The organism is Leptospira abararensis, from assembly GCF_016918735.1.
GTDB classification, from domain to species: domain Bacteria; phylum Spirochaetota; class Leptospiria; order Leptospirales; family Leptospiraceae; genus Leptospira_A; species Leptospira_A abararensis.
Genome location: NZ_JAFFPR010000007.1, coordinates 81,685 through 106,625 on the forward strand (window position 1 = coordinate 81,685; position 24,941 = coordinate 106,625).

The window sequence follows — 24,941 nt, forward strand, 5'->3', positions numbered from 1 at the left end:
TTATATCCAACTAATCAGTCTTTGGATATGATCCTCCAAAGAGAATCGTTCCCCAACTCGATAAGTTAAGTAGAGTTGGTTTTCAAAAGTTTTACAATCCTTTTCATTTGTATACAAAGATGACTTTTTACCGAGTAAATAATTAGGTAATACAGAAACACCTTGCCCCATTTCCATAGCTCTTTTAATATCATGCAGGTTGGGAAGAACCGAATATTTTTTTAGTTTGGGACGGGATTCAAAGTTGACTTTCCAAAATCTTCTCACAATGGCAAAGTCTTCGCTATAAACAAACCAATGTTGTTCTTCCATCCATTGTTTCAGAAGTTCTGGCTTTGGTTTTGATTCCATCCGAAAGGGAAAATTTAGATCTAAACTTAAATTTTTAGAAGCTACAAATACAAAGTTTTCTGCATATAATTCTTCAAAACTGATCCCCGGAACGTTTAACTTTTGATTGGCGATTGCAAGATCAATCTCCTTCTTGGACAAAGCTTCGAGAAGGTCGACGGGATGTCCGAACTTCACGTGAAAACTCTCTCCAAATTTGGATAATTTAGGTAAAATTTTTTCCTGAAACCATTCTCTGGCAGAACCAATCCTTAGATATTTAGATTTCTCTTTGGGGTGGATTTGTCCTTCCATTCTTTCCAATTCTTCGATGGGACCGGCTACCTGAACATACAAACGTTTTGCAGCCTCTGTCGGAACTAAATCTCTTGATGTCCGAAGGAAGAGAATTTCTTTCCGATGCTGCTCCAAAGACTGCAAATGCAAACTGAGTGCCGGCTGTGATAAACCAAGAATTTTGCCTGCTTTTGTTAAATTCCTTTCTCTATAAATACAATAGAAACTTTGATAGAGTTCGATGGGATTCATTCTGATATAAATTTTCTAATACCTATCAATCAGCACCATCATTATTCTAATAATAAATTTCCCTTGTCTAAAAATTTGATCAGAAGGAAAGTTCCCTGATAAAAGATTCAAAACAACGAGAGGACAAAATGAAAAAAGTATTATTTGTGCTAACAAGCCATGGGGAAAAAGGAAATCGGGGTTCCACCGGATACCATTTGGGAGAGGTTTCTCACCCTTGGAAAGTGTTCCATGATGCCGGAGTTGAGATGGACTTCATCAGTCCGAAAGGTGGTGAGCCACCTGTCGATGGGTTTGATTTGGAAGATCCGACGAACCTGGAATTTTGGAACCATCCTGTTTACAAAGAAAAACGTATCCATACAAAAAAACCGAAAGATATAATTCCAAGCGACTACTCCGCGATTTACTTTGCGGGAGGGCATGGGACCATGTGGGACTTTCCAGACAATACAGAGTTACAAGAACTTACCAAAACGATCTACGAATCCGGTGGAATTGTGGGAGCAGTCTGCCATGGCCCTTCAGCTCTCGTGAATGTGAAATTATCGAATGGATCGAAACTCATTGCAGGGAAACGAGTGAACGGATTTTCCAATGAAGAAGAAGCGATTGTGAAACTAGAAGGAGTGGTTCCCTTTCTATTAGAAAACCAATTGATTGCTGCGGGTGGGAAGTATTCCAAATCAGCACCTTGGAATACTCATGTAGAAGTGGACGAAAGGCTTGTGACCGGCCAAAATCCGCAGTCAGCCAGAGCCGTGGGAGAATCCATTCTTAGTTTATTAAAAAAATAAAGGGCACCGTTTCATCCGAATCGGTTCTATTCTGAATCAGGGTTTTGTGGAAACACGAGGCCCTTTGGATTTTTTCTCTTTAAGCCCTAACATTTCTTTGACGATCCCAAATACATCTTTTACAGATTGGAACTGGTGTTTTTTTCCTGTTGGGTCATACACAAAGCCAATGGTTTTCATTTCAGGGTTTGAGTTCCAATACCCATGCCCGTGAATCTTTGTTTGCGACTTGGAAAACACTTCGCCTTTTCTTGTTCCACTAAAAAACATCGACTGCTTGGTCCGAAAAAGTCCCAAAGCATTGGGATGGATTTTTTTTTGCAGATAGTGATTCTCTTCGTCTTTTGTCGTTATACTATAACCTTCGACTGATGCGCCGCTCGTCGCTGGAATCCACTCAGCTCCAGGACAGGCCACTAGAATTTCTGAAACAAGGGATTGGATTTCTGCGTCCGCTAGTTTTGTATCGACTCCCGGCAAAAGGATGGCGGTGCCACCGGAACTTTTGAACGTAAGTTGGTAGGTTCCTGTCTCGTCATTGATATACCCTTTTTGTTTTAAAACCACATTCGGGGCACAAACAAAATCGGCAGAAAAAAAACCATGATCAGAAACAATCACAAGACCTGGACCCTTGGGTGTAAATGCTCCAACGGACTTTAAAAATTCAAAAATGGCTTTGTCCAGTTCCGCCAATCGGAATAAGGCTTTTTCCGAACCAGGTCCAAAACCGTGGTGGTTTGTATCCAAATCCGTGGTGTATACAAAAAACAAATCAGGTTTTTTCTTTTGAAAGAGCCATGTGGCCGTCTTTAATTTGATTTCATCTCTTGCCACATCGTTTAACGGAGAACCAACGGCAAGTTCTGCTTCTTTATGTAAGTCTTTTGTGGAAAGAACTCGAAGGAGTTTGTCATCTTCTGGATTTTTTTTTCTCCAATATTGGGGAAGATTCCAATTTATGTCGGCCCCCACAGTGACAGGCCAAAACACATTAGCAGTAGTTTTGTGATTCTCTTTTGCCAAATCCCAAAGACTAGGAACTAAGATGTCTTCTGCATACCACATCCATCCCCCATCATTCTTTTCAAAAGGATCGGAAAGCGTATTGTTATAGATTCCATGTTCTGCCGGGTCAACACCCGTCACCATCGAGGTATGTGCCGGATAGGTTACCGAAGGATTGACCGTTGTAATTTCAGAAACCCCATACTTTTGAAAGATTGTTATCAGATGGGGAAAGTATGGATGGTATTGGGGATCCGAAATGTAGTAAGCCGGGAATCCATCAATCGACAAAACTATGGTTTGGCGAACTTTCGAAGATTTCCTTTCAGATAGATTTAAAGTTTTTTTAGGTTTAGCATCAATCGTCATACTAAAGAGGAAGAATACCAGAATTCCAATTCGATAGAAGAGACAAGTCAATTGACCCAAAGAAAAAATATTTGTTTTGCGAATTTTCATAAAGGAAGAATGGAAAAATCGAAACATTACCAAATTATCAAATTTATCGAAACCAAACTTACATAACATGTCTTAAAGAAAATAGGATTTTCATAAACATTTGTACCTATCTTGGAAGAAATTACTTTGAAAGTTTCCGATTTTCGCATAAACTCTGTTTAGCGAATCTATTTAATATTCTTGTTCCGAACGTGTGGAGCCAAGGAGTTCGTCTGGAATGTCTTCGATGCTGTCTCCAATTTGGATGGCAAGACGGTTTCCCACTCTTCCCGGTGTGGCTTTAAACTTACTGCGATCCCCCACCTTTACCATTAGGTCGGTTTTAATCGGAGTGTTTTCCAATTTGATCACATCGCCTACATGTAGGTTCATGAGATCATTGAGTGAGATGTCCACACTTCCCACTTCAGAAATCAAAGGGATTTTGACCTGGTCGAGTCGCTCTTGGATAACAGCGCGGTTTTCATCCACTTCCCCTTTACGAATCGAGGAATACCAGTACTGAGCAGACAGTTTATTAATGATTGGTTCAATGGTGATATAGGGAATACAAAGATTCGTCATCCCTTCCACTTCACCCACTTTGGTTTCTAAGGTAATTAATACCACCATGTCATTCGGAGGAACGACTTGCGCGAATTGTGGGTTTGTTTCGATGTTTCCTAGCCTCGGACGTAAGTCAATCACCGTCGACCAAGACTCTCGTAAGTTTCCAAGAATTCTTACAATGATACCTTCCATTACCGATAACTCGATATCGGAAAGTTCTCGGTTTACCTTGGAAGATTCACCCTTACCACCAAACAAACGATCGATGATGGTAAAGGAAATAGAAGGGTCAATTTCTAAAATGGCAGATCCGCGAAGGGGATCCATATTGATCACGGCAAGGGTTGTGGGATTGGGAATGGAACGAATGAATTCTTCATAGGTCAACTGATCCACCGACGCCACGTGCACCACTACAAGGGCGCGAAGCTGTGCTGATAGCCCCGTGGTTGCCAAACGGGCAAAGGTCTCGTGCATCATCTGCAAAGTACGAATCTGGTCTTTTGAAAATTTATCCGGACGTTTGAAATCGTAAATTTTGACTTTTTTTTGTTCCCCAACCGATGAATATTCATCCTCTGAGACTTCCCCAGAGGAGATGGCGTTTAACAGGGCATCAATTTCGTCTTGGGAAAGAATTTCTGTCATTTTTTTACCTTTACGAGTAAGTTTTTAATCTGCCAAAATCCAACTCGGCTTCCTTCTTCTTGTCGCAAGGTGTATATATATTCGTACCTTGTTTTGAACCGACCCATCATTCTTTCTACATAGACCTGAACTCGAGCATCCCGTTTGGAGGGATAGTCTACATTCATGACCTTAAAGTATTTTAATACTCCGGAGGGTGTCTCCGTCAAATACTCTTTAAAATCTTCGATGATGGTTTCCCGCTCACCCAAACCAGCCTCGGTATAGGCGCTACTGTAACGATCATAAGCTAGAATATATTCCGAAAAATCGATCCACTTAAAATGGTATTCCCAGTGTTTTTTCATCTCAGCACCAAGGAAAAGGAAGATGGTCTCTTCGGGAGAGAGCCCACCGTTTTCTGTGATTTGGCGAGTGATTGTTTCCTTTCTCTCGGCCTTGGGATTCTGAAATATAAATCCGACTGTATTCTGGGAACGAAGGAAGGCTGATTTATCTTCCGTATAATTAGGGTAAAAATATCCGGTCACATAGAACTTTTGGTCCGGTAAAAAGCTATAATGTTCATCCAAATAGATGGTTTTAGAAAAGGACTCATTGCGGTGGAGACTCACTTCTTTGTTCTCATCCCCCACTAAATTCACAATCGTGGTTCTTCGTTTGAGGATAGGATCTGGAAATTCCGGATCTTCGATGGGAGTGAGGATGCGGTCATTTTCATCTTTTACAATGATTTGGAAGGAATAACGAAAGTCAAAGGAAGGAAAGATACGCACCACTTCTTTCCCGGTATTGGTGATGGTAAACGTCAAGGGGACTCTTTCTCCCGACTGGTAACTTCGTTTTGTCAAAGAGAGGCTGATTTTTGACTGGAGAGAGACAAAATTATCAATCCTTTCCCCACGGGCATCCCGATCAGGAAAGGCCCCAAGAGAACTGACTAAGAGAATTCCTAAAACGATACATGTTCGCAGAAACCGCATACACTTAAAGATTTCGGCAGGACTTGCGATTTCCGAAAGAATTTTTAGGACATAAAGCGTTTAACTGGCACCCATTTTGGCTTCCGCCAGGATGTAATCGGCGATGCGAATGAGCCTAGTCATCACAGCGCCTAGTTTTTTGTATTGGTAGTAGTTTTCCCTTTGTTTGTCCAAATGGGGTTCCACAAGGGCTACCGTTTTTGAAGAAACTTTTAGGTTTTTGATCTCGTTATCCGTGACCCCATAAAGATTGGCTTCGGAGACAAACCGGTTCAATTCCTTCACCAAACTCTCGTCGGTGAGATCCTGGATTTCAAACACCTTTTCGATTTTCAAAATAAAGTCAGTTAACGTTCGTTTGATTTTTGATTCTTCTTCTGTAGGTCGTCTTTTGGCAGTGACTTGATTTAGCGATTCATACTTTTCTAGAGCCGTTTCATAAAGTTGGCCCATTTTAGTTTTTTGGCCGAGGATGAAACTAATAAAACTAAGAAGTCCCACAAAGGTATCAGGATAACGATTGATCCCCCCTACCTCATCCAAGGCATTCGCGAAGGCTTCTTCATTATGGGGTATAGTCATAATGAATTTTAACACCGGTTCTACGGACGAGCCCGATGTGTATTTTTGGATGACTTCGATGCCTTCTAAGTAGTTCATTGTCGTTTGTCTATAATGACAACCTTTCGGATTGTCGTTTGAAGGTTCCCTTTTTCTATGATTCGGTCAAGTACATCATACCCAGAAACCAAAAATCCAAAGACTGTATGGAGACCATCTAAATGAGGAGTGTCAACCTGGTTGATAAAAAACTGCGACCCATTGGTATTAGGACCTGCATTGGCCATAGCTAAAGATCCGCGGACTGCTTTTTTACTAGGAAGCGCTTCATTGTAACGATAACCCACTCGGTGGAGAACTTCTAAAGCAGGCAATTCCATTGCTTCTTGGTAGGCCTTTTCCACTTCAGTACGTTTTTCTTCAAATTCCGCACGGGACTGGATTTTGAATTCTGCAAGAACAGCCCTTTGTAATTGGGCTTGGTATTGCGGGGCATCTTTGATTTTGATTTTGTCTAATCCTAAAGCTTTTGCATTGATTTCATCTTCTGTTTGGTATCCAGGTCCGCCCGTTCCGTCTCCTCTTGGACATCCTCCCTGTGCCATAAAGTTTTCGATGACTCGGTGGAATTTGAGGCCATCGTAAAACGGTCGTCTTTCGGAACCTTTGTCGGTTCGAAATTCCTTTTCCCCTTGTGCCAAATCGATAAAGTTCTGCACGGTTTTTGGTGCGGCATCATCATAAAGTTCCAATACCAAATCTCCTGCCGTCGTGGTAAACACTGCATAGATCGCTGGTTTCTCTGGAAGTTTGACGGCGGTTTGATCAGCACGTTTGACTATCACCTTGGACGGAGAATAAGAAACGGGTTCGTAAGTAATTTTTTTGAATCTTTGGTCACTGCAGAATATGGTTTGCGTTGCAACTAAAAAGAGTAATGCGAAGAAGGAAAATTTATTTAAAACATTTATTTTCATATTTATTTTTTACCTTTGGATTCTATTGATTTTAACTTTTTGGTCAATTCGTTTACCTTCGCCTTGGCTCGTTTGATCTGTTCTTTTTGACGAGGAAACGAAGTTCCTCCCATCACATCTTTTTTGTCACAAGAGGTTTCGAGAGAAATGGCGGCTTCATACCCAGGATCAGTGAGGACGGCATGAATTTGTCCCCTTTCTCCACTTGGAATATTAAACAGATCATATCCTTTTGACGAACAATGTTTTACCAGTTCCCCGACAATCTCATGGGCCGAACGGAAAGGGATACCTTTCGCACTGACAAGCCAATCTGCAAGATCGGTTGCTGTCGAAAATCCCAAACGCAAACTACGGAGAGCATTTTCAGGAAATACCTGGATTCCAAGCACCATGTCCCGAACCCCTTCGATACTTAACTTGATTTGTCTGACTGTGTCAAATAACGGGAGTTTGTCTTCCTGGAAATCTCTGTTATAAGAAAGTGGAGTTCCTTTCACCATCACGAGTAGATGAGTCAAACTTCCAATCACCCGGCCGGATTTTCCGCGAATGAGTTCTGCCACATCAGGATTTTTCTTTTGAGGCATAATCGAAGATCCGGTAGTGAGATGGTCAGGGAGTTTGAAATAACTGAATTCTTGGGATGTGTAAAGAATAATCTCTTCACAAAAACGTGATACATGGATCATAAACTGAGAGGCCGCAAAAAGGAATTTAAAGATATGGTCTCTTTGGCTTACCGCATCAATGGAGTTTTCAGAAATTCGAGATAGTGACAAATCCTTTTTCAAAAATTCCCGGTCCGTTGCATAGTTGACACCAGCAAGAGCACCGGAACCTAACACTAGCTCATCGGCTCTTTCATACGCATCAAGAAAGTCTTCAAAGTCACGGACATTGGCCCAAAAATGGGATAAAAAATAATGAGAGGCTCTTATGGGTTGGGCAATCTGGAGGTGAGTGTATCCAGGAATGATAGTTTTGGTATGGGCCTCTGCCTTTCCAATCCAAGCGGAAAGTAAATCTAGAAGTAAAACCAAAATGGCTTCTACTTCTGATTTGATGTACAAACGCACGTCTTGGGAAACTTGGTCGTTGCGACTGCGTCCCGTGTGGAGTTTTTTTCCTAAATCTCCAAGAAGTTCCGTTAGGCGAGATTCAATAGACATATGGATGTCTTCGTTTTCGATCTTAAATTCAAATTTTCCGGAATCAATTTCCTTTTTGATCTGAATGAGTCCGGTTTCGATTTTTCTTTGCTCTGATTCTGATAAAATTCCAATTCGTTTTAACATTCGCGAATGCGAAATGGAACCTTCAATATCATGGGTATAAAGTTCTTTATCAAAACTAATGGATTCGCCAATCCGAATCATAAGAGAAGATGGTGGTGCGTCAAATCGGCCACCCCATAATTTTTTTTCTTTCATTCTGATTCCTTGTTATACAAATCCGCCCACGCTTTCAAAATCTCTTTGTCCTTCTCGGATAACTTAGCACTAGGATGCAATAAAAGATAGTCTTTCGGAGGCATCTCCCCTTCCTCGACTTGCTCCCAGATTTCGTATATTTTTTTGTTTTGTTTTCTTTCGGCAAGAATTCCAAATTCGGAAAAATTCAATTCTTCTCTTCCTTCTTCCACATGGTGGGAAATGAGTAGGGATGCTGGAAATAGATAAGAGTATATGGGCCAAACTGTTTCATTCGAATGGCAGTCATAACAGCTGCGTTTCAGGACTTCTTTGATTTCGGGACTGGTCTGAATCTCAGCAGTAACCGGAGGATTCGTTCTAACAATTGGGAAAAACTGGAGTATGAGAAAAACTCCCAGTAAGATCAGGAAAATTCGTTTCACACAAGACAGGTTCTTAGCCTTCCTTCGAATTCAAAGTATTATTTTTCTTGCCTTACATTAGAATCCGATGTTCCTATTCTTTAGAGGTTCCCTTTGGATTTTATTTTTGCAAACTCACCCTATGTATGGATTTTCCTTGGAATCACATTACTATTTTCCGAATTCCTTCTGCCAGGAACCTTTGTGATGTTTTTGGGAATTGGGGCCATATTTACGGGAATTTTGACTCGTTTGGTAGCTATCGAATTTTATACCCAAGTAGTGGTTTGGGTGGTATCGAGTCTTGTTTCCATCGTCGTGGGTGGAACTGCCGTAAAACGTTTTTTTAAATCCGAATCTTCGGTAGATCCCTTTATCCAGGATGATTTCCTGAACCAAATTGTTCCTGTAGAAACAGATATCTTAGTCCAAAGGCATGGGGGAAAAATCAAGTTCCAAGGAACACTTTGGGATGCGGTCTCTACTGATTCTAAAATCCCTAAAGGAAACTTTGTTCGGATCCTCTCCCGGGAAAATCTTACCTTTACTGTGGAACGAGTGGATTCTTAACCAAAGAATTTCATTTTTTTTAAACACAAATAAAAAAACCCTTTTCTCTTTTTCCTCTTCTTCCTATGGTCAATCGTCACAGAGGAGAAACTATGGGCGCAACCGTCATTGTTGTATTTTTAGTCATTGTCTATATCATTAAAAAGACAATCATCATTGTTCCAGAACAAAGTGTTTATGTTAAAGAAAGATTAGGTGTGTTGAATGGGGTTTTAAAATCGGGATTTTATTTTATGATCCCATTTGTAGACCAAATTCGATATCGCCAAAATTTAAAAGAACAAACCATTGATATCGATCCCCAAGTATGTATTACAAAAGACAACGTATCCGTTGAAGTGGATGGAGTTTTGTATTTAAAAGTTGTGGATGGAGAAAAGGCATCATACGGAATCGATAACTTTATGTTAGCGACCACTCAACTCGCGCAAACCACTCTTCGTTCCGAAATTGGAAAATTGATTTTTGATAATCTCCTTTCAGAAAGAGATGAAATCAATGGTCGAGTGGTCTCCAATATTGACCGTGCTACCGATCCTTGGGGAATCAAAGTCACAAGATACGAAATCCGTAATATCACTCCTCCTAAACAAATTTTATTAGAGATGGAAAACCAAATGAAATCCGAAAGGGAAAGGCGCGCAGAGATAACCATCTCCCAAGGAGAAAAGGAATCTCGAGTGAACCACTCAATTGGAGAAAGACAAGAATCGATCAACATTTCCGAAGGGGAAAAAATTCGATTGGTCAACGAAGCAGAAGGGCGAGCTTTAGAGATCACTGTGATTTCCAATGCCACGGCCAAAGGTTTGCAACTCATCTCGGAAGCCATTAGCAAAAAAGGCGGGAAAGAAGCGGTGAGTTTACAAATCACTCAAGAATATATGGATGCTCTTGGCCAAATTTTTAAAATCTCCAAAACCACAGTGGTACCCGAAGCTCTAGCAAACATCGGCGGTGTTTTTGAAGGCCTTTCCAAAATCACAACAAAAATCCCTCAGGTAGGAGAATAGTATGGAATTTGTATACTTAGCATTTTGGGCCATTGTTGCCATTTACTTAATTTATAATATCTTTCGCTGCATTCGGATCATCCCCGCACAAGATGTTCTCATTGTAGAACGACTGGGAAAATACTCTCGTAGTTTGCGGGCAGGATTTCATATCCTTATCCCCTTCATTGACCGTGATGCTTATTACCACACTCTCAAAGAACAATCCATCGATGTACAACCGCAGATTTGTATCACACATGACAACGTGCAGGTGAAAGTGGATGGAGTGATTTATTTAAAAATCATTGATCCTGTGCGGGCCTCTTATGGAATCGAGGACTTTCAATTTGCCGCCATCCAACTGGCGCAGACCACAATGCGTTCTGTGATCGGAACAATGGAACTCGATAAAACCATTGGGGAAAAAGATTTAATCAATTCTACCATTGTGGCCGCCATTGACCAAGCATCCGAACCTTGGGGAATCAAAGTAAATCGGTACGAGATTCTCAATATTGTTCCACCGAAGTCTGTTCTTGACGCCATGGAAAAAGAGAAAAAAGCGCAGATCGCCAAACGTTCGCAGGTGCTTCTCTCCGAAGGAGAAAGGGATTCTAGAATCAACCGTTCCCTTGGATTTAAAGAAGAGGCTGTAAACAAATCGGAAGGGGAAAAACAAAGAAGAATTAACTCTGCGGAAGGAAAAGCTACAGAAATTGAAGCCCTTGCCGTGGCAACTGCCAAAGGGATTGAAGCCATTGCCGGTGCCATCTCTGACCAAGGCGGAGCTTCTGCGATCAAACTACAAATTACAAAGGCTTTCATCCAAAACTTCCTGCATGTCGCTAAAGAAAATACGGAAATTCTTGTTCCTGCAGATGTAATGAATTTACCAAATCTCATTGCCAACTTAACAGAACCGAGAAAACCCAAAGCGTAACAAACCTTAATCCGGCGGAACCTCCGCCGGATTTTCTTCAAACAACCGAAAGCTTGGTTTGGCCATAGCTTGGGCCGCAAGTGAAAGTAACAAAGCCTCGTTATCATCTGGACCAATGCGATTGGCATGGATCACTCCACATCCCTTACAGCGATGTATAATCACCCACTCGCCTTTTCTGACCCAAATGGAGATTGCTTCCATTTTACTTCCGCAATCGGCTGACCTGTCACCTGGAGCAGAGTCTATATGCAAACTCGTCAGACAGTTCGGGCAATGGTTGCGTTGGCCCGTTCCATATCCTGGAGGAAAGACCATTTGTTTGCATTCCACACAACGAAATTCCCCTGTATCCGAACGAAATCGATAGGATTTAGTTTTGGAACTTGAAAAAGAGATTTCCTCGCCTTCATCATCAAAACGTTTTTTCTTAGAAATCTTTTGAAATTTAGATAAATCGGATTCACGTGACATATCCAGTTTTTGCGGCAAAACAAAAAGAGGAGACCAAAACAGTGGATGAGAGGGAATAGACCGCCTGTGCGAAGATAGCCGCCTCCTAATTGAATTTAGGCGGGGGAATCCAAAACAAGTTCACCGTTTTGGCGGTCTACACAATGGCCAGGTTTAACATAAAATACAGATTCGAAACAAAGGGAAAAGTTGTCAAGAGAGTTAGGTTTCTAATTTTTTACAAAGGAAGTAGCAGTTCTGGCCTTCTGGATAGTTAGGAATTTTTCCCACTTCCTCGTAACCAAGTTTTGTATAGAATTTGGGAGCTTGGAAACCAAAGGAATAACCAAAAACAAGGGTGGCACCGAGTCGGAGAGCTTCCGTTTCAATTTGTTTTAGTAATTTTGTTCCTAGGTCCATCCCCCGTTTTTCTTCTGCCACCCAAAGGAGTTGTAAATTCAGTCCTTTAAAAAATAAATAACAGAGGGAGGCTGCGATGAGTGTCTCACCGTCTTTGATCAGTATGGCAAAAAACTCTTTTTTCTCCAAATTCGAGTCACCTAACTTAGATACACTGAACTCATGGAGAAGATTCCAGAGTTCCGTTTGTAAATCTTCCGAAGGATTTTCGATCCGTTCCAGTGTATAAGGAGATTCAAATTCCATAATTTGCAGATTCGTTCGCAAAAACCCAAAACCTATAAAAAGGCAGGGCCACCAAGTCTTTCCATCGGATCTACGATTTGAGTGATTTGAACCCCATAATAATCATCTAAGATGATGAGTTTTCCCCGACCCACAAGTTTTCCATTCGCAAGGATATCGAGTTCTTCTCCAATGTTTTTATCCAGTTCTACGACCGTACCTTCTGTGAGTTGAAGTACGTCTTTGATAAACATTGTGGTACGACCCAGTTCGATGGTTAATTGGAGAGTGACATCTAAAAGTAAATTGAGATTAGCAGTATTATTTCCAGAACTTGCCTGCGACTTGGAACCTGACCTTGTGGGAGAGGGAGTCGCGCTAGGTCCTAGGGCTGCGGCTATATCGGCAAAGGAAGGACCATTATCGTCACCACCACCGCCACCGACGAGGGCGTCCAAATCGTCCAGACCCCCACCGCCTCCGGAACCACCACCCGCAGGAGCATTCCCTCCGCCACTAAATCCGCCGAGTAGCGCGTCTATGTCTTCTTGTGATAGTGAACCTTCACCCATTTTTAGTACAACCTCTCCAATGTATTCGTCGGAGGAAATCAAAATCCTTCCTTGAAAAAAAAGGGAAAGTTCCTCATTTTGTTCCTTATGTCCAATTCTGTTCCCCACCCGGATTACTTCAAAGCGAAGGAACTCTTTGCTTCTGAACTAAAAGATGCCCATTACCAGTTTGTTCAGGAAAAAGAAGAGACCATATTTCGATTCCGAACAGAAAACACAGGCAAAGACCGAATTTTGGACTGTCTGGGAATTGTGCGAAATTATATCGAAAACTTTCGCATCTATAATTTTGAAGAAGGTTACTTAAGCCTCCAAGCCCTAAATGAAAATCTTTTTGACCCACAAAAGAACCTAGCGGGCAAGTTTCGCATCCGATTTTCCTTCAAATCCGATTTGAAAGTGGAGTGTTCCAAACACGGAGATTTTTCCACCAAAGAAATCCAAACCATCTTAAGCCTCTTTCAGTTTTTAAAAACGGAAGGCCAAGGGGCAAAAGACCCTCGGGTTCTCCTCCACCAATTGGGAGCGGAAGTCTATGATCCGCATTTGGAAAAAGCAAAAGGAAATGATTTAGGTTTTGATTCTGTTTTTGGTTACGACCAAGTGAAAGCCCAGATTTTAGAAAGTTTGGTTTTCCCACTCCTAAAACCGGAACCTTTCTTTGAAATTACCAAACTCACCCGCAGGAAACCAAGTCCAAACCTTCCTCGGGCCGTTCTCTTTGAAGGAGAACCTGGGGTAGGAAAAACCAGTATGGCCAAAATTGTCTCCCATCTCTGTGGAGTTCCTATGGTTTATGTTCCGATCGAATCGATTTTAAGTAAATATTACGGGGAGTCTTCCCAAAATCTAGCAATGGTCTTTGATGCCGCTGCCCTTTTTCCTCAATGTATGTTATTCTTGGATGAAATCGATTCTCTTGCCACTTCAAGGGAAGATGGACTTTTTGAGGCCACAAGAAACTTACTCAGTGTCCTACTCCGAAAGTTGGACGGCTTTGCGGAAAGGAGCGGAACGATCACCATTGGAGCTACCAATCGGAAACATGATCTAGATTCCGCACTTTTATCACGTTTTGACAGAAAGATTTATTTTCCTTTGCCAAACAAGGAAGAACGTGCCAAAATTTTGGAAGGGTATGCCAAACAATTAAGTGAAAACGACCGTAAACAACTCGCAGAAATCTTAGAAGGAGCCTCGGGCAGAAATCTAAAAGACTACTGCGACTATGTAGAACGTCGTTGGATCACAAAAAACTGGGAAAAGACGGAAATTTTGCAAGCACCCGGGATTTCCTTTTATTTGGAATCCTTCCCAGATTTTGGATGGAAACGCTAAAAAGTAAGAGTTTCGGCTTCAATCTTCTAGGAGATTTACCGATAATTTTTACAGGATAGTTGTTTACGACCATCGGTCGTTCTTTGGTATCCTCAAATTAACCTTTTAGGAAGATTCGGACATGAAAATAAAATTAATTCTCCCCATCCTTTTGCTCAACTTTGGGGTTTTCGCTCAAACTGGTAGCTCGGAAACAGGCTCAACTTCAGCAGGCATTGATTCCACTCAATCCGGTAAGTCCATCACTGAGACGGAAAAAGAACTAGATGAAAATATCTCTGACGTGAACAAACGCCTCCGTTTGCATACAGTTCTATTTAAAATGAGAGTGAGAACTCTTCCACATCGCACTGTTCTTTACAAAGGAAAACCAAGTGCTGATGGCGAAAGATGTGAAGCCACTGACAAACAGGAAGCGCAAGATAACACTTGTTTGCATTTAGAAGTATTTGACTTTGTTGGAAGTGAAGATGGACGTTCAGGAAAAAACCTGGGTGCCAAATTCAAAAAAATGGAACTTTTTTTTGAAGGTGCCAATAATGCAGATCCAGATCCAAGAAAAGAACAGCCGAGAAACCTAACTAAAATTAGAACTTACATTTACCAAAACAACTTTTTGTTAGAAGACAAAGTTATCTCTGTAATTGCTGACGTTGCGCCGAATGGGGCTCCAGCACATAATGATAAAATCGAATTGTTCTACCAACATGATGACTATCCTGTTTGGGGAACTCCAGAAACTCCTTCTGAAAAAGGTGTTGGTAAATACATTCTCGCAAACGTAGAGAACACAAAAACAAACCCGATTAGAAATAATTTCAAAAAACAATTCTACTTCAAAAACTTGGACTACTTCGACAAACTGTTTACAAAACTTTTCGATTATAACGATCGAGATTCGAATAAACATTATAAGAAAAACGTAGAAGCATTGAAGAGTTCTTTAAAATACTAAGAACGCAGGTTCTTAATTGAATCTCGTTAGACAATGTCCGAATTGTTCCACGATGTTACGGTTCCCTGCTACACAGGGAACCATTTTGGTTCAATGTCCCGTTTGTTCTCACAGATTTACATTTATTCCTGATTTGGAGTCGTCGGAAGATTCACAACATCCTTCCGAACCAATTCCATCCTTTCACTTTCAACCTTCTTTTCAAAGTTACAAAGAACTATTTCTAGATTTACTCTACGCACCCATTGATTATTTAAAATCAAAACAAGGGCCAAAGAAGCGAGAGTTTCGTTTGATTCCTATCATCCTCTTTACTATTCTATTTTTGTATTTTTGGAAATGGTCCTTACCTGAGACAGAAAAACCAGTGTTAAATGAGAATCAAATCCAAAGTCCCATTGAGGAAGAGCAAAACAAAGAATCCGAATCTGAACCAGAAGAAGAATTGCTTCCTCCATCCAAACCGACCTACGAGATCTAACAATTGAATTGGCTTGTTGTATACGAGGTAGAGCTAAACCAAAATGGTTTGGTCCAAATTTATGGAGAAAGACATACTCACATCAAAACCGTTTTAAAAAAGGAAGTGGGCGATGCCATTCAGGTGGTGATTCCGAACTTTGGAAATTTCCTTTTTAAAATCGAATCCACAAAAGAAACCTCGACTAGCTTACAAAAAGAAAAATCCCTACCCGACATTCTAAATCCCTTAGGGATCCAAACCTTCTTTTCACTTCCGAGACCACAAACGGGAAAAAAACTATTACATTTGGCCGGAGCTTATGGAGTAGATACTCTTTATTTTTATTCCACAGAATCTAAGAATAAAGAATATTGGACCTCACCTGTTTATAATAAAGATACAAATTCTTATCTAGAGACTGGAGTTAGCCAAACAGGGAATAGCCGGCTCCCTTCCGTGGTTCAGGAAAGAACAACATCCTGGAAACAATTTTTGAAATTGCAGGAAAGAAAAATTTACATTCTAGACAGAGAAGGTGAAAAATCGATTCAAACTCTTCCAAATCCTGAGGAAGTTGCAAAAGAAATTCTATTTGTATTTGGACCTGAATCGGGGTGGAAACCGGATGATATTTTATTCTTTCAGAAGAATGGATTTCCAATGATGAGTTTGGGGAAAATTAATTTAAGAACGGAGTTTGCCTACTCTGCTTTATTACACCAGTTATTTAGAAGCTAATTCCACCAGAAACTAAAAATCGAATTTCATCGATACTCACAAAAGACTTTTCGCTACTATCTAAATAGTATTTACGATAGTTTTGTAATCTAAGAACAATGGGACCAAAAGATTTTGAAATTTCAGCAGCAGCCTGAGTGTTGTTATCCAATTCGAAAGCTTTCCCTTGTGATTCATGACCTTTTTTTGTATAATAAAAAGACATTAAAAAAGAGGAGCCTAGCGGAATATAGGCGGCAGCAAACACACGTTTATTTCCTTTGAGACCGTAATCCTCAACTGCAAATTCAAAACCTAAATGATAAAAATTGATATAAACCGTATGGTAGTAACCGGTTACTTTGGCATTGGACTGATTTTCTAAATAATCGTATTTGGGACGAAGGGGAGCAGAAACTGGAAACTTTTGAAATCGTTCCACTTCATAAAAACTATCAAAATACATCGGAGCATAATTGGCTGTCATTTGACGGAACTCAGGTTTTAAAATGATATTTAAATCCTTGGTTCCTAAACGAAAGATACTTCCGTAATGAGTTCCTTGGGCACCATCGAGTCCCTTGATTTTATTAAAGTCTAAGTAGGGAGTGAACTCTACAAAAGGGAGATTCAAAAGTCTATATTCAATATCCATCCCTTCTACAGAGGCACGGGTGACTTGGGTGGTCTTTGGATTGTCTAAATTCTTTTCCGTTACTGGCGATCCATTCGTATTATAAGACATTTGAACAGGGGCTGCTCTGTCCCATGCTCTTGTATAACCTATCGTTAAACGGTTATACCATGGATCGTTATCGACAAGTTCCATTCGAGAATCTTTGTTAATGGGCCGAATATCTTTTTTTCGTGCCTCTTCTGTTTTTTTATTTTTGGATTCTTCGCTACCCGCTTCTTCCTCTACACTCAAACGACCCGATTCATCCAGGACATTACCCCTTAGATTCATTAGGTAAGCCACATCAGAAGATTTATCAAATAAAGAAAATAATGATTTTCCAATTGCCAACGGTTTGATATAAACTCTAGCTGCGTTTACTTCGAAATTCACAACAGAATTGGCAAAATACTGAACACCAATGTAATCAGTGTTTAAGTCTGCCATGACGCCCGGATTGTAAGAATCAAACCGAGAAGAACTTTGGTATTTGTTCACAATGGTTCCGTGACCAATATACCCATCGACCATCTTACCTGTGTAAGCAGAGAAAGTCACTTTCCCTGGAACTTGGTTGTTATAAGTTCCGTAAGAAATATAATTCAGTACTCTTGAATAATCATTTTTACTGTTGTAATCCATTTCCCGAATTTTTCCAGCTTTACTATCCAATTGGAGAGGATCCTTATCGACAGCAAGTGCGTTGATGGGAAGAGAAAAGGAGTACCCGAAATTACTTCCATGATTATAAGTGAAATTGGGTGATACATATCCGTAGTAGTCTTTCTGGAAGCTAGATCCACCGGCATCAAACTGTAAAGCAGAAGCTCGTCTGGATTCAGTTCCTGTAGGAACCCATACTTGTGCTTCCAATGTAAGTAAGGGTAAGAGGAATAGAAGTCCTAGGATTTGAATCAGACTGTATTTCTTCACGATACGAACATTATCGTATGATTTTGCCTTGAAAATAAGAAATAATCTCCTCTGCCCATATCCAATAAAACAGAACAATATTCTATTTTATTGGATATTCTGTTGACAAATAAGATGGATGCGGCATAAATGGTTAGACCATCGGGGGAAAATATGCCACGTAATTTTAAACAAGAAACCATCGCACTCCACGGAGGACAAGAGCCGGATCCGACTACAACATCGAGAGCTGTACCTTTGTACCAAACCACATCTTATGTATTTAAGGATACAGACCATGCAGCACGCCTCTTTGGTCTTCAAGAATTTGGAAATATCTACACACGCCTTATGAATCCAACCACTGACGTTTTAGAGAAACGGGTGGCAGCATTAGAAGGTGGTGTAGCGGCACTCGCAACCGCATCTGGTCAGAGTGCAGAGTTGTTAGCACTTTTGAATATCGTTGAAACCGGACAAGAAATTGTGGCTTCCTCATCCCTATATGGTGGGACTTATAACCTACTCCACTATACTTTTCCAAAACTCGGAATTAAAGTACACTTCGTAGACCAATCAGATCCAGAAAACTTCCGAAAAGCATCCAATGATAAAACAAGAGCTTTTTATGCCGAAACTTTAGGAAATCCAAAACTAGACACACTAGACATTGCCGCAGTCAGTAAAGTTGCTAAAGAAGTGGGAGTTCCGCTAGTGATTGATAACACCATGCCATCTCCTTATTTAGTGAACCCATTGAAACATGGAGCTGATATCGTGGTTCACTCTCTCACTAAATTTTTAGGGGGGCATGGAACCTCTATTGGCGGGATCATCGTTGATGGTGGTAGTTTCAATTGGGGAAATGGAAAATTCAAAAATTTTACAGAACCAGATCCATCTTACCACGGTTTGAAATTTTGGGAAGTATTTGGTAAGTTCGAACCTTTTGGTGGAGTGAACATTGCTTTTATTTTAAAGGCGAGAGTGCAAGGCCTAAGAGATCTTGGTCCTGCCATTTCTCCATTCAATGCTTGGCAAATCATTCAAGGTGTGGAAACACTTCCTCTTCGTATGGAACGTCATTCGGCAAATGCATTGAAAGTTGCAGAATTTTTATCCAAACATCCAAAAGTAGAATGGGTTAATTATCCTGGCCTTACTACGGATAAAAACTATGCAATTGCCAAAAAGTACCATGAACGTGGACTCTTTGGGGCAATCGTAGGATTTGAGATCAAAGGTGGCGTGGAAAAGGCTAAAAAATTCATCGATGGGCTCGAACTTTTCAGTCTCCTAGCTAACATTGGTGATGCGAAGTCCCTAGCCATCCACCCGGCTTCCACAACCCACCAACAGTTGACAGGAGATGAACAAATTTCTGCGGGAGTGACTCCTGGATTTGTTCGTTTGAGCGTAGGACTTGAAAACATTGATGACATTCTGGTAGACTTGGAAGAGGCATTAAAAAAAATCTGATTAAGACTATGCCTACCTCCGAACAGAACGAGTTTTCCCACGGATCCGTAGGTATCGTACAGACTCAAGTTGCCAAATTTGAATCTTTTACCTTAGAGGGGGGTGAGACCATCACTCCTCTCGAAATTGCCTATGAAACCTACGGCACTCTCAACGAAAAAAAAGACAATGCCATTCTAGTTTGTCACGCCCTTTCGGGAGATGCACACGCTGCAGGTTTTCATGAGGGTGACAAACGCCCTGGATACTGGGACTATTATATAGGGCCCGGTAAAGCATTCGATACCAATCGTTACTTTATCATTTCTTCTAATGTGATAGGAGGCTGCAAAGGATCAAGTGGCCCCCTTACCATTAACGGGAAAAATGGCAAACCCTTTCAATCTACATTTCCCTTTGTTTCGATTGGGGATATGGTAGGCGCTCAAGAAAAATTAATCAGTTTTTTTGGAATTCATAAATTATTTGCTGTTGCTGGTGGTTCGATGGGAGGTATGCAAGCCTTACAATGGTCAGTCGCTTATCCTGATCGATTGAAAAATTGTATCGTCATGGCCTCCTCTTCCGAACATTCTGCACAACAAATTGCTTTTAATGAAGTAGGAAGACAGGCAATCTTATCTGATCCTAACTGGAATCAGGGTTTGTACACTCAAGAAAATAGACCCTCTAAGGGACTCGCACTTGCTCGGATGATGGGACATATCACTTATTTAAGTGATGAAATGATGCGAGAAAAATTTGGTCGTAAACCACCCAAGGGAAATATCCAATCTACGGACTTTGCAGTTGGAAGTTATCTGATCTATCAAGGGGAATCTTTTGTGGACCGCTTCGATGCCAATTCTTATATTTATGTAACCAAAGCTTTAGATCATTTTAGTTTGGGAACAGGAAAAGAACTGACCAAAGTTCTATCGAAAGTTAGGTGCCGATTCTTAGTAGTCGCTTACACTTCGGATTGGTTGTATCCTCCTTACCAATCGGAAGAAATTGTGAAGTCATTGGAAGTCAATGCAGTTCCTGTTAGTTTCGTAGAACTCAACAATCCCGCCGGACATGATAGTTTTTTATTACCAAGTGAACAACAAGATTCTATCCTAAGAGATTTTTTGAGCTCTACAGACGAAGGAGTTTTCCTATGAATATTCATACGAATGAAGCCCTCGGTTTAGATCTAAAAAATCGCCCCGATATCTCTTATATTGCGAATTTAATCAAACCAGGAGAAAGAGTTTTAGATTTGGGTTGTGGTTACGGCGAACTGATGTTAATCCTAAAGAATAAAGGGGTTCGTGTTCAGGGAATCGAAAAAGACGACAAATGTATCATCCAATGTGTAAAAAAAAGTTTATATGTTCACCATGGCGATATCGATGACGGACTAAAACACCATTTGGATCATAGCTTTGATTTTGTCATTCTCAACCAAACCATACAACAGACCTTAAACCCTGGTGAGATCATCAAAGAATGTCTGCGGATTGGAAAACAAGTCCTCATCGTATTTCCCAATTTTTCCCATTGGCAAATTCGTTCTTCTATTCTCCTTAGTGGAAAAACGCCAGTGACAGAGCTTATGCCTTTTCACTGGTATGACACGCCGAACTTACATTACTTGTCAGGTCAGGACTTCGAGGATTTCTGCGAATTCGAAAGAATCAAAGTTTTACATAGAGCGTTTTTTAATCGGACAAGACAGATCAAATTATTTCCAAATTTATTTGCTACGTTGGCATTATTTGTAATTCGGGCTTAAAAGCAGAGCGCACGCAACACTTAAAGTTGAATATTTTTATACAATCAAACTCCGACTTAAATTGGTATTTGGGATGGATCAATTCTCGGAAACACATCGGGCAAATCCAGTGGCATCCTTAAATTCATAAGACTGATTCCCTATATTAAAATCGACCATATAGGCCTGTTCATCACCTAATGCCTGAAAGGTTTGCGAGCTCCAATACCTGGAAGCTTGTGCATTGGGAAATAGAATGGGGTCTGCAGTAGCACCAGCATACTTTGTCATATCCCCAACTGTGCTACAACCATCTTCTCCAGTAATAATACCTGTATTGGTCGCACTACAACGAATCACAGAAAACATTTCAGCAAAGAAGGGAAGCCGCCAATTGTTTCGACCATAAGCGTTGGTGGAATATCGATTCAAACAAGATTGAAAGACAGGGCCAATATTTGCTAACTGAGTATTTACGCCACCATTGCAAGCATTGGGATTGGTTGTAGAATTATACCCTTCAGAGGCAGTACAAAAGCGAAGAGCTTGAGCAGCACCGATAGAACAATCGCCCTTCCCTACACCAATGCTTGTTCCATCAGGATTCCATGACGACCCGTAAGTACATCGATCCCAAAGAAGAGTTTTACCACTAACAACTGTGCGGACAAAGGGACATGTAATCTTTGTATTGATAAATCCATCGCCAGTCCAGATACCCCGATCCCAGACCACGCAGTGCACATCAATAGGTTGTGTCGGGAAATTGAGTTGGATGTATTTGGGAGAGGCAAAAACGGCCATTTCAAAATAACCATTTGAAGATACTGTCATATAACTTCCATCAGATGGAGAAAGGATCGTGAGATTTGAATTGTTAAGACCTGTGACCGTTCCCCGGATGGTAAAGGGACGTGGGTGAGCAACGATCCATTCTTCCGTAAGCCGAGTCTCCCAAAACTCCCCAGTATTGGGATCTCCCGCATTTTTTTTCCAGTCAGGCTTACAAGAAACCGCGAGAACGAAAATACCTAATATGAGAACTCGATAAATGGGAAGTGTCAGAAAGTTTAACAATGTGAAGATTCTCTATCGAAGCCAATGCTTTCAAAGAATCGTTTGAATTCAATGATAGTTTTCTGTTTTGGATAAAGGAATCTGTGGTGGGATATGGGACATACAACGGTATACTTTCCCCGCCCTAATCGAACTGGGTGGGGTTATCCACCCGCCACCCAATAACGCCTGTTTACCACGAAAGCTGTAAAAAGGAAAACCCTTTGCGAAGTGTATGGATTTTTATTCTTAAAAGTTCATATTTTGTAAAAAAGCCCGGCAATCACTCCGGGCTTTTTAGCTGTACGGCGATTCTTCAATCATTAAATGTATCGAACAAATTCGAGAATTCTTTAGGGATTTACTGAAAATATGTTCTAATAATGAATGAGTGGATTTCGAAATCAAGGTCAATCATTGGCTTTAGAATTTCAGGCACAAAAATGGAATCAACATCGGCTAACAATAAATATATGAAATGTGTTATTCGACTAAACTAAATATTCGAAAAGATTTTCATCCTGATTGACCAAGGTATAGTTGAGATGAAACGCATCCATCCTTTGTATTAGAGTTTGGAAATCGTTCTTAGTTTTTAACTCGATTCCAATGAGGGCTGGTCCCGATTCTTTATTATTCTTTTGAATGAATTCAAATCTGACGATATCATCATTTGGTCCCAAAATCTCATTGACAAATTGTTTGAGAGCTCCGGGTCTCTGTGCAAATCTTACAATGAAATAATGTTTCAACCCTTCATACAAGAGCGATCGTTCTTTGATTTCTTGCATCCGATCGATGTCGTTATTTCCACCACTTAAGATACATACCACCTTTTTACCACGAATTTGATCCGCATATTGGTCAAGGGCTGAAATACTAAGAGCTCCTGCAGGTTCAGCAACGATTGCATCTTCATTATATAATTTTAGTAATGTGGAACTAACCTTCCCTTCAGGAACGAGTAACATATCGGTTAGAACCTCTTTACAAATGGGGAAAGTTAGATCTCCCACTTTTTTTACGGAAGCTCCATCCACAAATTTTTGAATCTTCTCTAAAGTAACTGGATTTCCTTGTTTGAGAGCTTCTGTCATGGAGGGTGCTCCCGTTGGCTCCACGCCGATGATTTTTGTATTTGGAGAATGTTCTTTGAAATAACTCCCGAGTCCTGCAGAGAGTCCTCCCCCACCTACTGGAACAAATACATAATCTATATTAGACTCTTCTTCTAAAATTTCTTTAGCTACAGTACCTTGCCCCTCCATAATTTTGATATGATCAAAAGGCGGAATGAATACTTTTTTACTGGCTTCGGCAAATTCAAGAGCAACGAATTGGCATTCGTCAAAGGTATCTCCCACAAGTACAATTTCAATCCAATCTCCACCAAACATTTTGACTTGGTTGATCTTCTGTTTAGGAGTGATAGCCGGCATATAAATCACACCATGGATATGCAAAAGTTTACACGAGAAAGCAACACCTTGTGCATGGTTTCCAGCACTCGCGCAAACCACTCCTCGTTTCCTTTCTTCTTGATTTAAACTTTGAATTAAATTGTAAGCACCTCGAATTTTATAAGATCGAACTACTTGTAAGTCTTCCCGTTTGATATATATTTTTGCACTGAAAGTTGCAGATAATTTCGAATGGAATTGAAGCGGAGTTTTGAATACAATCGATTGGAGTACTTTGTAGGCTGAATCGATATCTAATTTCATGTAGTTTTGGATTTATAATTTTGTGAAGGAAAAAAGAAAATCGAGAAACCAAAGACGGGCCCCAACCACCCTGCCCAACCTTTGGTCTCTCTTATCCTATTACTGGAGCAATCTCATCACTGACTGAGACTTCATGTTCGCTTGCGCGAGCATTGAAGTTGCAGCCTGAGTTAAGATTTGGTATCTCGTGAAACTGGTCATTTGTTCAGCCATGTCAGTATCACGGATACGAGACTCAGAAGCTTGTGTGTTTTCATAAGCATTCATAAGTCCTTTCGCAGCATGCTCCATACGGTTGTAATAAGCACCAAGGTCAGCTCTTTGTTTAGAGATCACTCTTAGGGCATCATCACAAAGTCCGATCACGGAGTTTGCTTTACCTGCAGTCGAAAGAGAGATGAAAGTAAGAACCGTAGGGTTTCTTAATCCCAATGCCGCAGTGTTCATTGTTTCAATGTACACGCGCTCTCTTTGGTGCATGTTAGCTCCAATATGGAACCACATACTAGCAGTTGGGTTGAGTCGAGCAAAAGCTCCTGTAAGCAGTTTCATTTTATTGAATTCTGCTTGAGAAGCAATACGATCGATCTCGTCCACTAGCTGTGAAACCTCGACTTGGATCTGTTGTCTATCTTCTTCCGAGTAGATACCGTTCGCAGCTTGCACCGCGAGTACACGAACGCGTTGAACGATTTCGTGTGTTTCTTGAAGATATCCTTCCGCCGTTTGAATGAGGGACATACCATCTTCAGTATTCTGTTCTGCACGTCGAAGACCAGCAATCTGAGTTCTCATTTTCTCAGACACTGCAAGTCCAGATGCGTCATCTCCTGCTTTGTTAATACGCATACCAGAAGACAACTTTTCGATATCTTTGCTCAGGTTCGCGTCGTTAGACTTCAAAGTTCTGTGTGCAAAGATCGCACTTACGTTGTGGTTGATAATCATCCGGGTTCCTCCTTGAATCCGTTCTCTCGCCACCCGAAAACCAATCGAGTCCGAGAAATTGA

26 protein-coding genes are annotated in these 24,941 nt (G+C 40.8%); 11 read left to right on the forward strand and 15 right to left on the reverse strand.

The genetic code is table 11. The annotated features are described in order from the left end of the window. Positions 1 to 879, reverse strand: coding sequence for a LysR family transcriptional regulator (locus JWG40_RS01655; protein WP_205284142.1), 879 nt, complete (start codon positions 877 to 879; stop codon positions 1 to 3). Between the two features lie 128 nt (positions 880 to 1,007). Here JWG40_RS01655 and JWG40_RS01660 point away from each other — a divergent pair, with 128 nt between their 5' ends. Beyond that, complete coding sequence (locus tag JWG40_RS01660; RefSeq protein WP_205284143.1) at positions 1,008 to 1,676, forward strand: type 1 glutamine amidotransferase domain-containing protein; 669 nt, start codon at positions 1,008 to 1,010, stop codon at positions 1,674 to 1,676. Positions 1,677 to 1,712: 36 nt separating this feature from the next. Here the strand turns inward: JWG40_RS01660 and JWG40_RS01665 are convergent, their stop codons facing one another. The 7 genes from JWG40_RS01665 to JWG40_RS01695 form a co-directional block, all read right to left on the reverse strand. Further along, the gene (locus JWG40_RS01665; protein WP_205284302.1) at positions 1,713 to 3,053 is read right to left on the reverse strand and encodes an alkaline phosphatase family protein; all 1,341 of its coding nucleotides are present in this window, start codon (positions 3,051 to 3,053) and stop codon (positions 1,713 to 1,715) included. A 261-nt stretch (positions 3,054 to 3,314) separates the two neighbouring features. After that, entirely contained in the window at positions 3,315 to 4,340 is a 1,026-nt protein-coding gene (fliM, locus tag JWG40_RS01670; protein WP_002974265.1) for a flagellar motor switch protein FliM, read from the reverse strand. Next, positions 4,337 to 5,323, reverse strand: coding sequence for a hypothetical protein (locus JWG40_RS01675; protein ID WP_205284144.1), 987 nt, complete (start codon positions 5,321 to 5,323; stop codon positions 4,337 to 4,339). Before JWG40_RS01675 ends, fliM begins: the two co-directional genes overlap by 4 nt. Positions 5,324 to 5,383: 60 nt before the next feature. After that, the gene (locus tag JWG40_RS01680) at positions 5,384 to 5,983 is read right to left on the reverse strand and encodes a hypothetical protein (protein WP_205284145.1); all 600 of its coding nucleotides are present in this window, start codon (positions 5,981 to 5,983) and stop codon (positions 5,384 to 5,386) included. Further along, on the reverse strand, positions 5,980 to 6,861 hold the full coding sequence (locus JWG40_RS01685; protein ID WP_205284146.1) for a peptidylprolyl isomerase: 882 nt from the start codon (positions 6,859 to 6,861) through the stop codon (positions 5,980 to 5,982). Before JWG40_RS01685 ends, JWG40_RS01680 begins: the two co-directional genes overlap by 4 nt. A 2-nt stretch (positions 6,862 to 6,863) precedes the next feature. Then, positions 6,864 to 8,294: an argininosuccinate lyase gene (gene argH, locus JWG40_RS01690; RefSeq protein ID WP_205284147.1), complete on the reverse strand. Its 1,431-nt coding sequence runs from the start codon at positions 8,292 to 8,294 to the stop codon at positions 6,864 to 6,866. Further along, positions 8,291 to 8,719 (reverse strand): heme-binding domain-containing protein, encoded by a 429-nt coding sequence (locus JWG40_RS01695; protein ID WP_205284148.1) that lies wholly within the window; start codon positions 8,717 to 8,719, stop codon positions 8,291 to 8,293. Before JWG40_RS01695 ends, argH begins: the two co-directional genes overlap by 4 nt. A 93-nt stretch (positions 8,720 to 8,812) precedes the next feature. Here JWG40_RS01695 and JWG40_RS01700 point away from each other — a divergent pair, with 93 nt between their 5' ends. From JWG40_RS01700 to JWG40_RS01710, 3 genes are all read left to right on the forward strand, one after another. Continuing rightward, entirely contained in the window at positions 8,813 to 9,268 is a 456-nt protein-coding gene (locus tag JWG40_RS01700) for an NfeD family protein (RefSeq protein ID WP_205284149.1), read from the forward strand. Positions 9,269 to 9,360: 92 nt separating this feature from the next. Further along, positions 9,361 to 10,281 carry an SPFH domain-containing protein gene (locus JWG40_RS01705; RefSeq protein WP_205284150.1) on the forward strand — a complete coding sequence of 307 codons (921 nt, stop codon included), beginning with the start codon at positions 9,361 to 9,363 and terminating at the stop codon, positions 10,279 to 10,281. Between the two features lies 1 nt (position 10,282). Continuing rightward, entirely contained in the window at positions 10,283 to 11,203 is a 921-nt protein-coding gene (locus tag JWG40_RS01710; protein ID WP_205284151.1) for an SPFH domain-containing protein, read from the forward strand. A gap of 6 nt (positions 11,204 to 11,209) precedes the next feature. Here JWG40_RS01710 and JWG40_RS01715 read toward each other — a convergent pair whose 3' ends face one another. The 3 genes from JWG40_RS01715 to fliN all read right to left on the reverse strand — a co-directional run bounded on the left by JWG40_RS01715 (position 11,210) and on the right by fliN (position 12,873). Beyond that, positions 11,210 to 11,677, reverse strand: coding sequence for an RNHCP domain-containing protein (locus JWG40_RS01715; RefSeq protein ID WP_205284152.1), 468 nt, complete (start codon positions 11,675 to 11,677; stop codon positions 11,210 to 11,212). Between the two features lie 201 nt (positions 11,678 to 11,878). Next, the gene (locus JWG40_RS01720; protein WP_205284153.1) at positions 11,879 to 12,322 is read right to left on the reverse strand and encodes a GNAT family N-acetyltransferase; all 444 of its coding nucleotides are present in this window, start codon (positions 12,320 to 12,322) and stop codon (positions 11,879 to 11,881) included. A 32-nt stretch (positions 12,323 to 12,354) separates the two neighbouring features. Then, a complete protein-coding gene (gene fliN / locus JWG40_RS01725; RefSeq protein ID WP_205284303.1) occupies positions 12,355 to 12,873 on the reverse strand; it encodes a flagellar motor switch protein FliN in 519 nt (172 codons plus the stop codon). An 87-nt stretch (positions 12,874 to 12,960) separates the two neighbouring features. Here fliN and JWG40_RS01730 point away from each other — a divergent pair, with 87 nt between their 5' ends. From JWG40_RS01730 to JWG40_RS01745, 4 genes are all read left to right on the forward strand, one after another. Continuing rightward, positions 12,961 to 14,211, forward strand: a complete 1,251-nt coding sequence (locus tag JWG40_RS01730; protein WP_205284304.1) for an AAA family ATPase — start codon at positions 12,961 to 12,963, stop codon at positions 14,209 to 14,211. Positions 14,212 to 14,332: 121 nt separating this feature from the next. Continuing rightward, on the forward strand, positions 14,333 to 15,166 hold the full coding sequence (gene fcpB / locus JWG40_RS01735) for a flagellar-coiling protein FcpB (RefSeq protein ID WP_205284154.1): 834 nt from the start codon (positions 14,333 to 14,335) through the stop codon (positions 15,164 to 15,166). 52 nt (positions 15,167 to 15,218) lie between these two features. Continuing rightward, entirely contained in the window at positions 15,219 to 15,647 is a 429-nt protein-coding gene (locus tag JWG40_RS01740; protein WP_205284155.1) for a hypothetical protein, read from the forward strand. Positions 15,648 to 15,650: 3 nt separating this feature from the next. Further along, entirely contained in the window at positions 15,651 to 16,367 is a 717-nt protein-coding gene (locus JWG40_RS01745; RefSeq protein WP_205284156.1) for an RsmE family RNA methyltransferase, read from the forward strand. Here JWG40_RS01745 and JWG40_RS01750 read toward each other — a convergent pair. Beyond that, complete coding sequence (locus tag JWG40_RS01750) at positions 16,357 to 17,955, reverse strand: hypothetical protein (RefSeq protein ID WP_205284157.1); 1,599 nt, start codon at positions 17,953 to 17,955, stop codon at positions 16,357 to 16,359. The genes JWG40_RS01745 and JWG40_RS01750 overlap by 11 nt on opposite strands. A 153-nt stretch (positions 17,956 to 18,108) precedes the next feature. Between JWG40_RS01750 and JWG40_RS01755 the strand changes: the two genes are divergently transcribed. From JWG40_RS01755 to metW, 3 genes are read left to right on the forward strand one after another with little or no spacing between them, the layout of a single operon-like run. Then, on the forward strand, positions 18,109 to 19,413 hold the full coding sequence (locus tag JWG40_RS01755; protein WP_205284158.1) for an O-acetylhomoserine aminocarboxypropyltransferase/cysteine synthase family protein: 1,305 nt from the start codon (positions 18,109 to 18,111) through the stop codon (positions 19,411 to 19,413). 8 nt (positions 19,414 to 19,421) lie between these two features. Continuing rightward, the gene (gene metX, locus JWG40_RS01760) at positions 19,422 to 20,558 is read left to right on the forward strand and encodes a homoserine O-acetyltransferase MetX (protein WP_205284159.1); all 1,137 of its coding nucleotides are present in this window, start codon (positions 19,422 to 19,424) and stop codon (positions 20,556 to 20,558) included. Continuing rightward, positions 20,555 to 21,172, forward strand: coding sequence for a methionine biosynthesis protein MetW (gene metW, locus JWG40_RS01765; RefSeq protein WP_205284160.1), 618 nt, complete (start codon positions 20,555 to 20,557; stop codon positions 21,170 to 21,172). The genes metX and metW overlap by 4 nt, the downstream gene beginning before the upstream one ends. A gap of 78 nt (positions 21,173 to 21,250) precedes the next feature. Here the strand turns inward: metW and JWG40_RS01770 are convergent, their stop codons facing one another. The 3 genes from JWG40_RS01770 to JWG40_RS01780 all read right to left on the reverse strand — a co-directional run bounded on the left by JWG40_RS01770 (position 21,251) and on the right by JWG40_RS01780 (position 24,879). Further along, positions 21,251 to 22,228, reverse strand: a complete 978-nt coding sequence (locus JWG40_RS01770; protein ID WP_205284161.1) for an Lcl C-terminal domain-containing protein — start codon at positions 22,226 to 22,228, stop codon at positions 21,251 to 21,253. A 470-nt stretch (positions 22,229 to 22,698) separates the two neighbouring features. Next, a complete protein-coding gene (gene ilvA / locus JWG40_RS01775) occupies positions 22,699 to 23,931 on the reverse strand; it encodes a threonine ammonia-lyase IlvA (protein ID WP_205284162.1) in 1,233 nt (410 codons plus the stop codon). A gap of 99 nt (positions 23,932 to 24,030) precedes the next feature. Beyond that, on the reverse strand, positions 24,031 to 24,879 hold the full coding sequence (locus JWG40_RS01780) for a flagellin N-terminal helical domain-containing protein (RefSeq protein ID WP_002974229.1): 849 nt from the start codon (positions 24,877 to 24,879) through the stop codon (positions 24,031 to 24,033). Positions 24,880 to 24,941 lie beyond the last annotated feature (62 nt).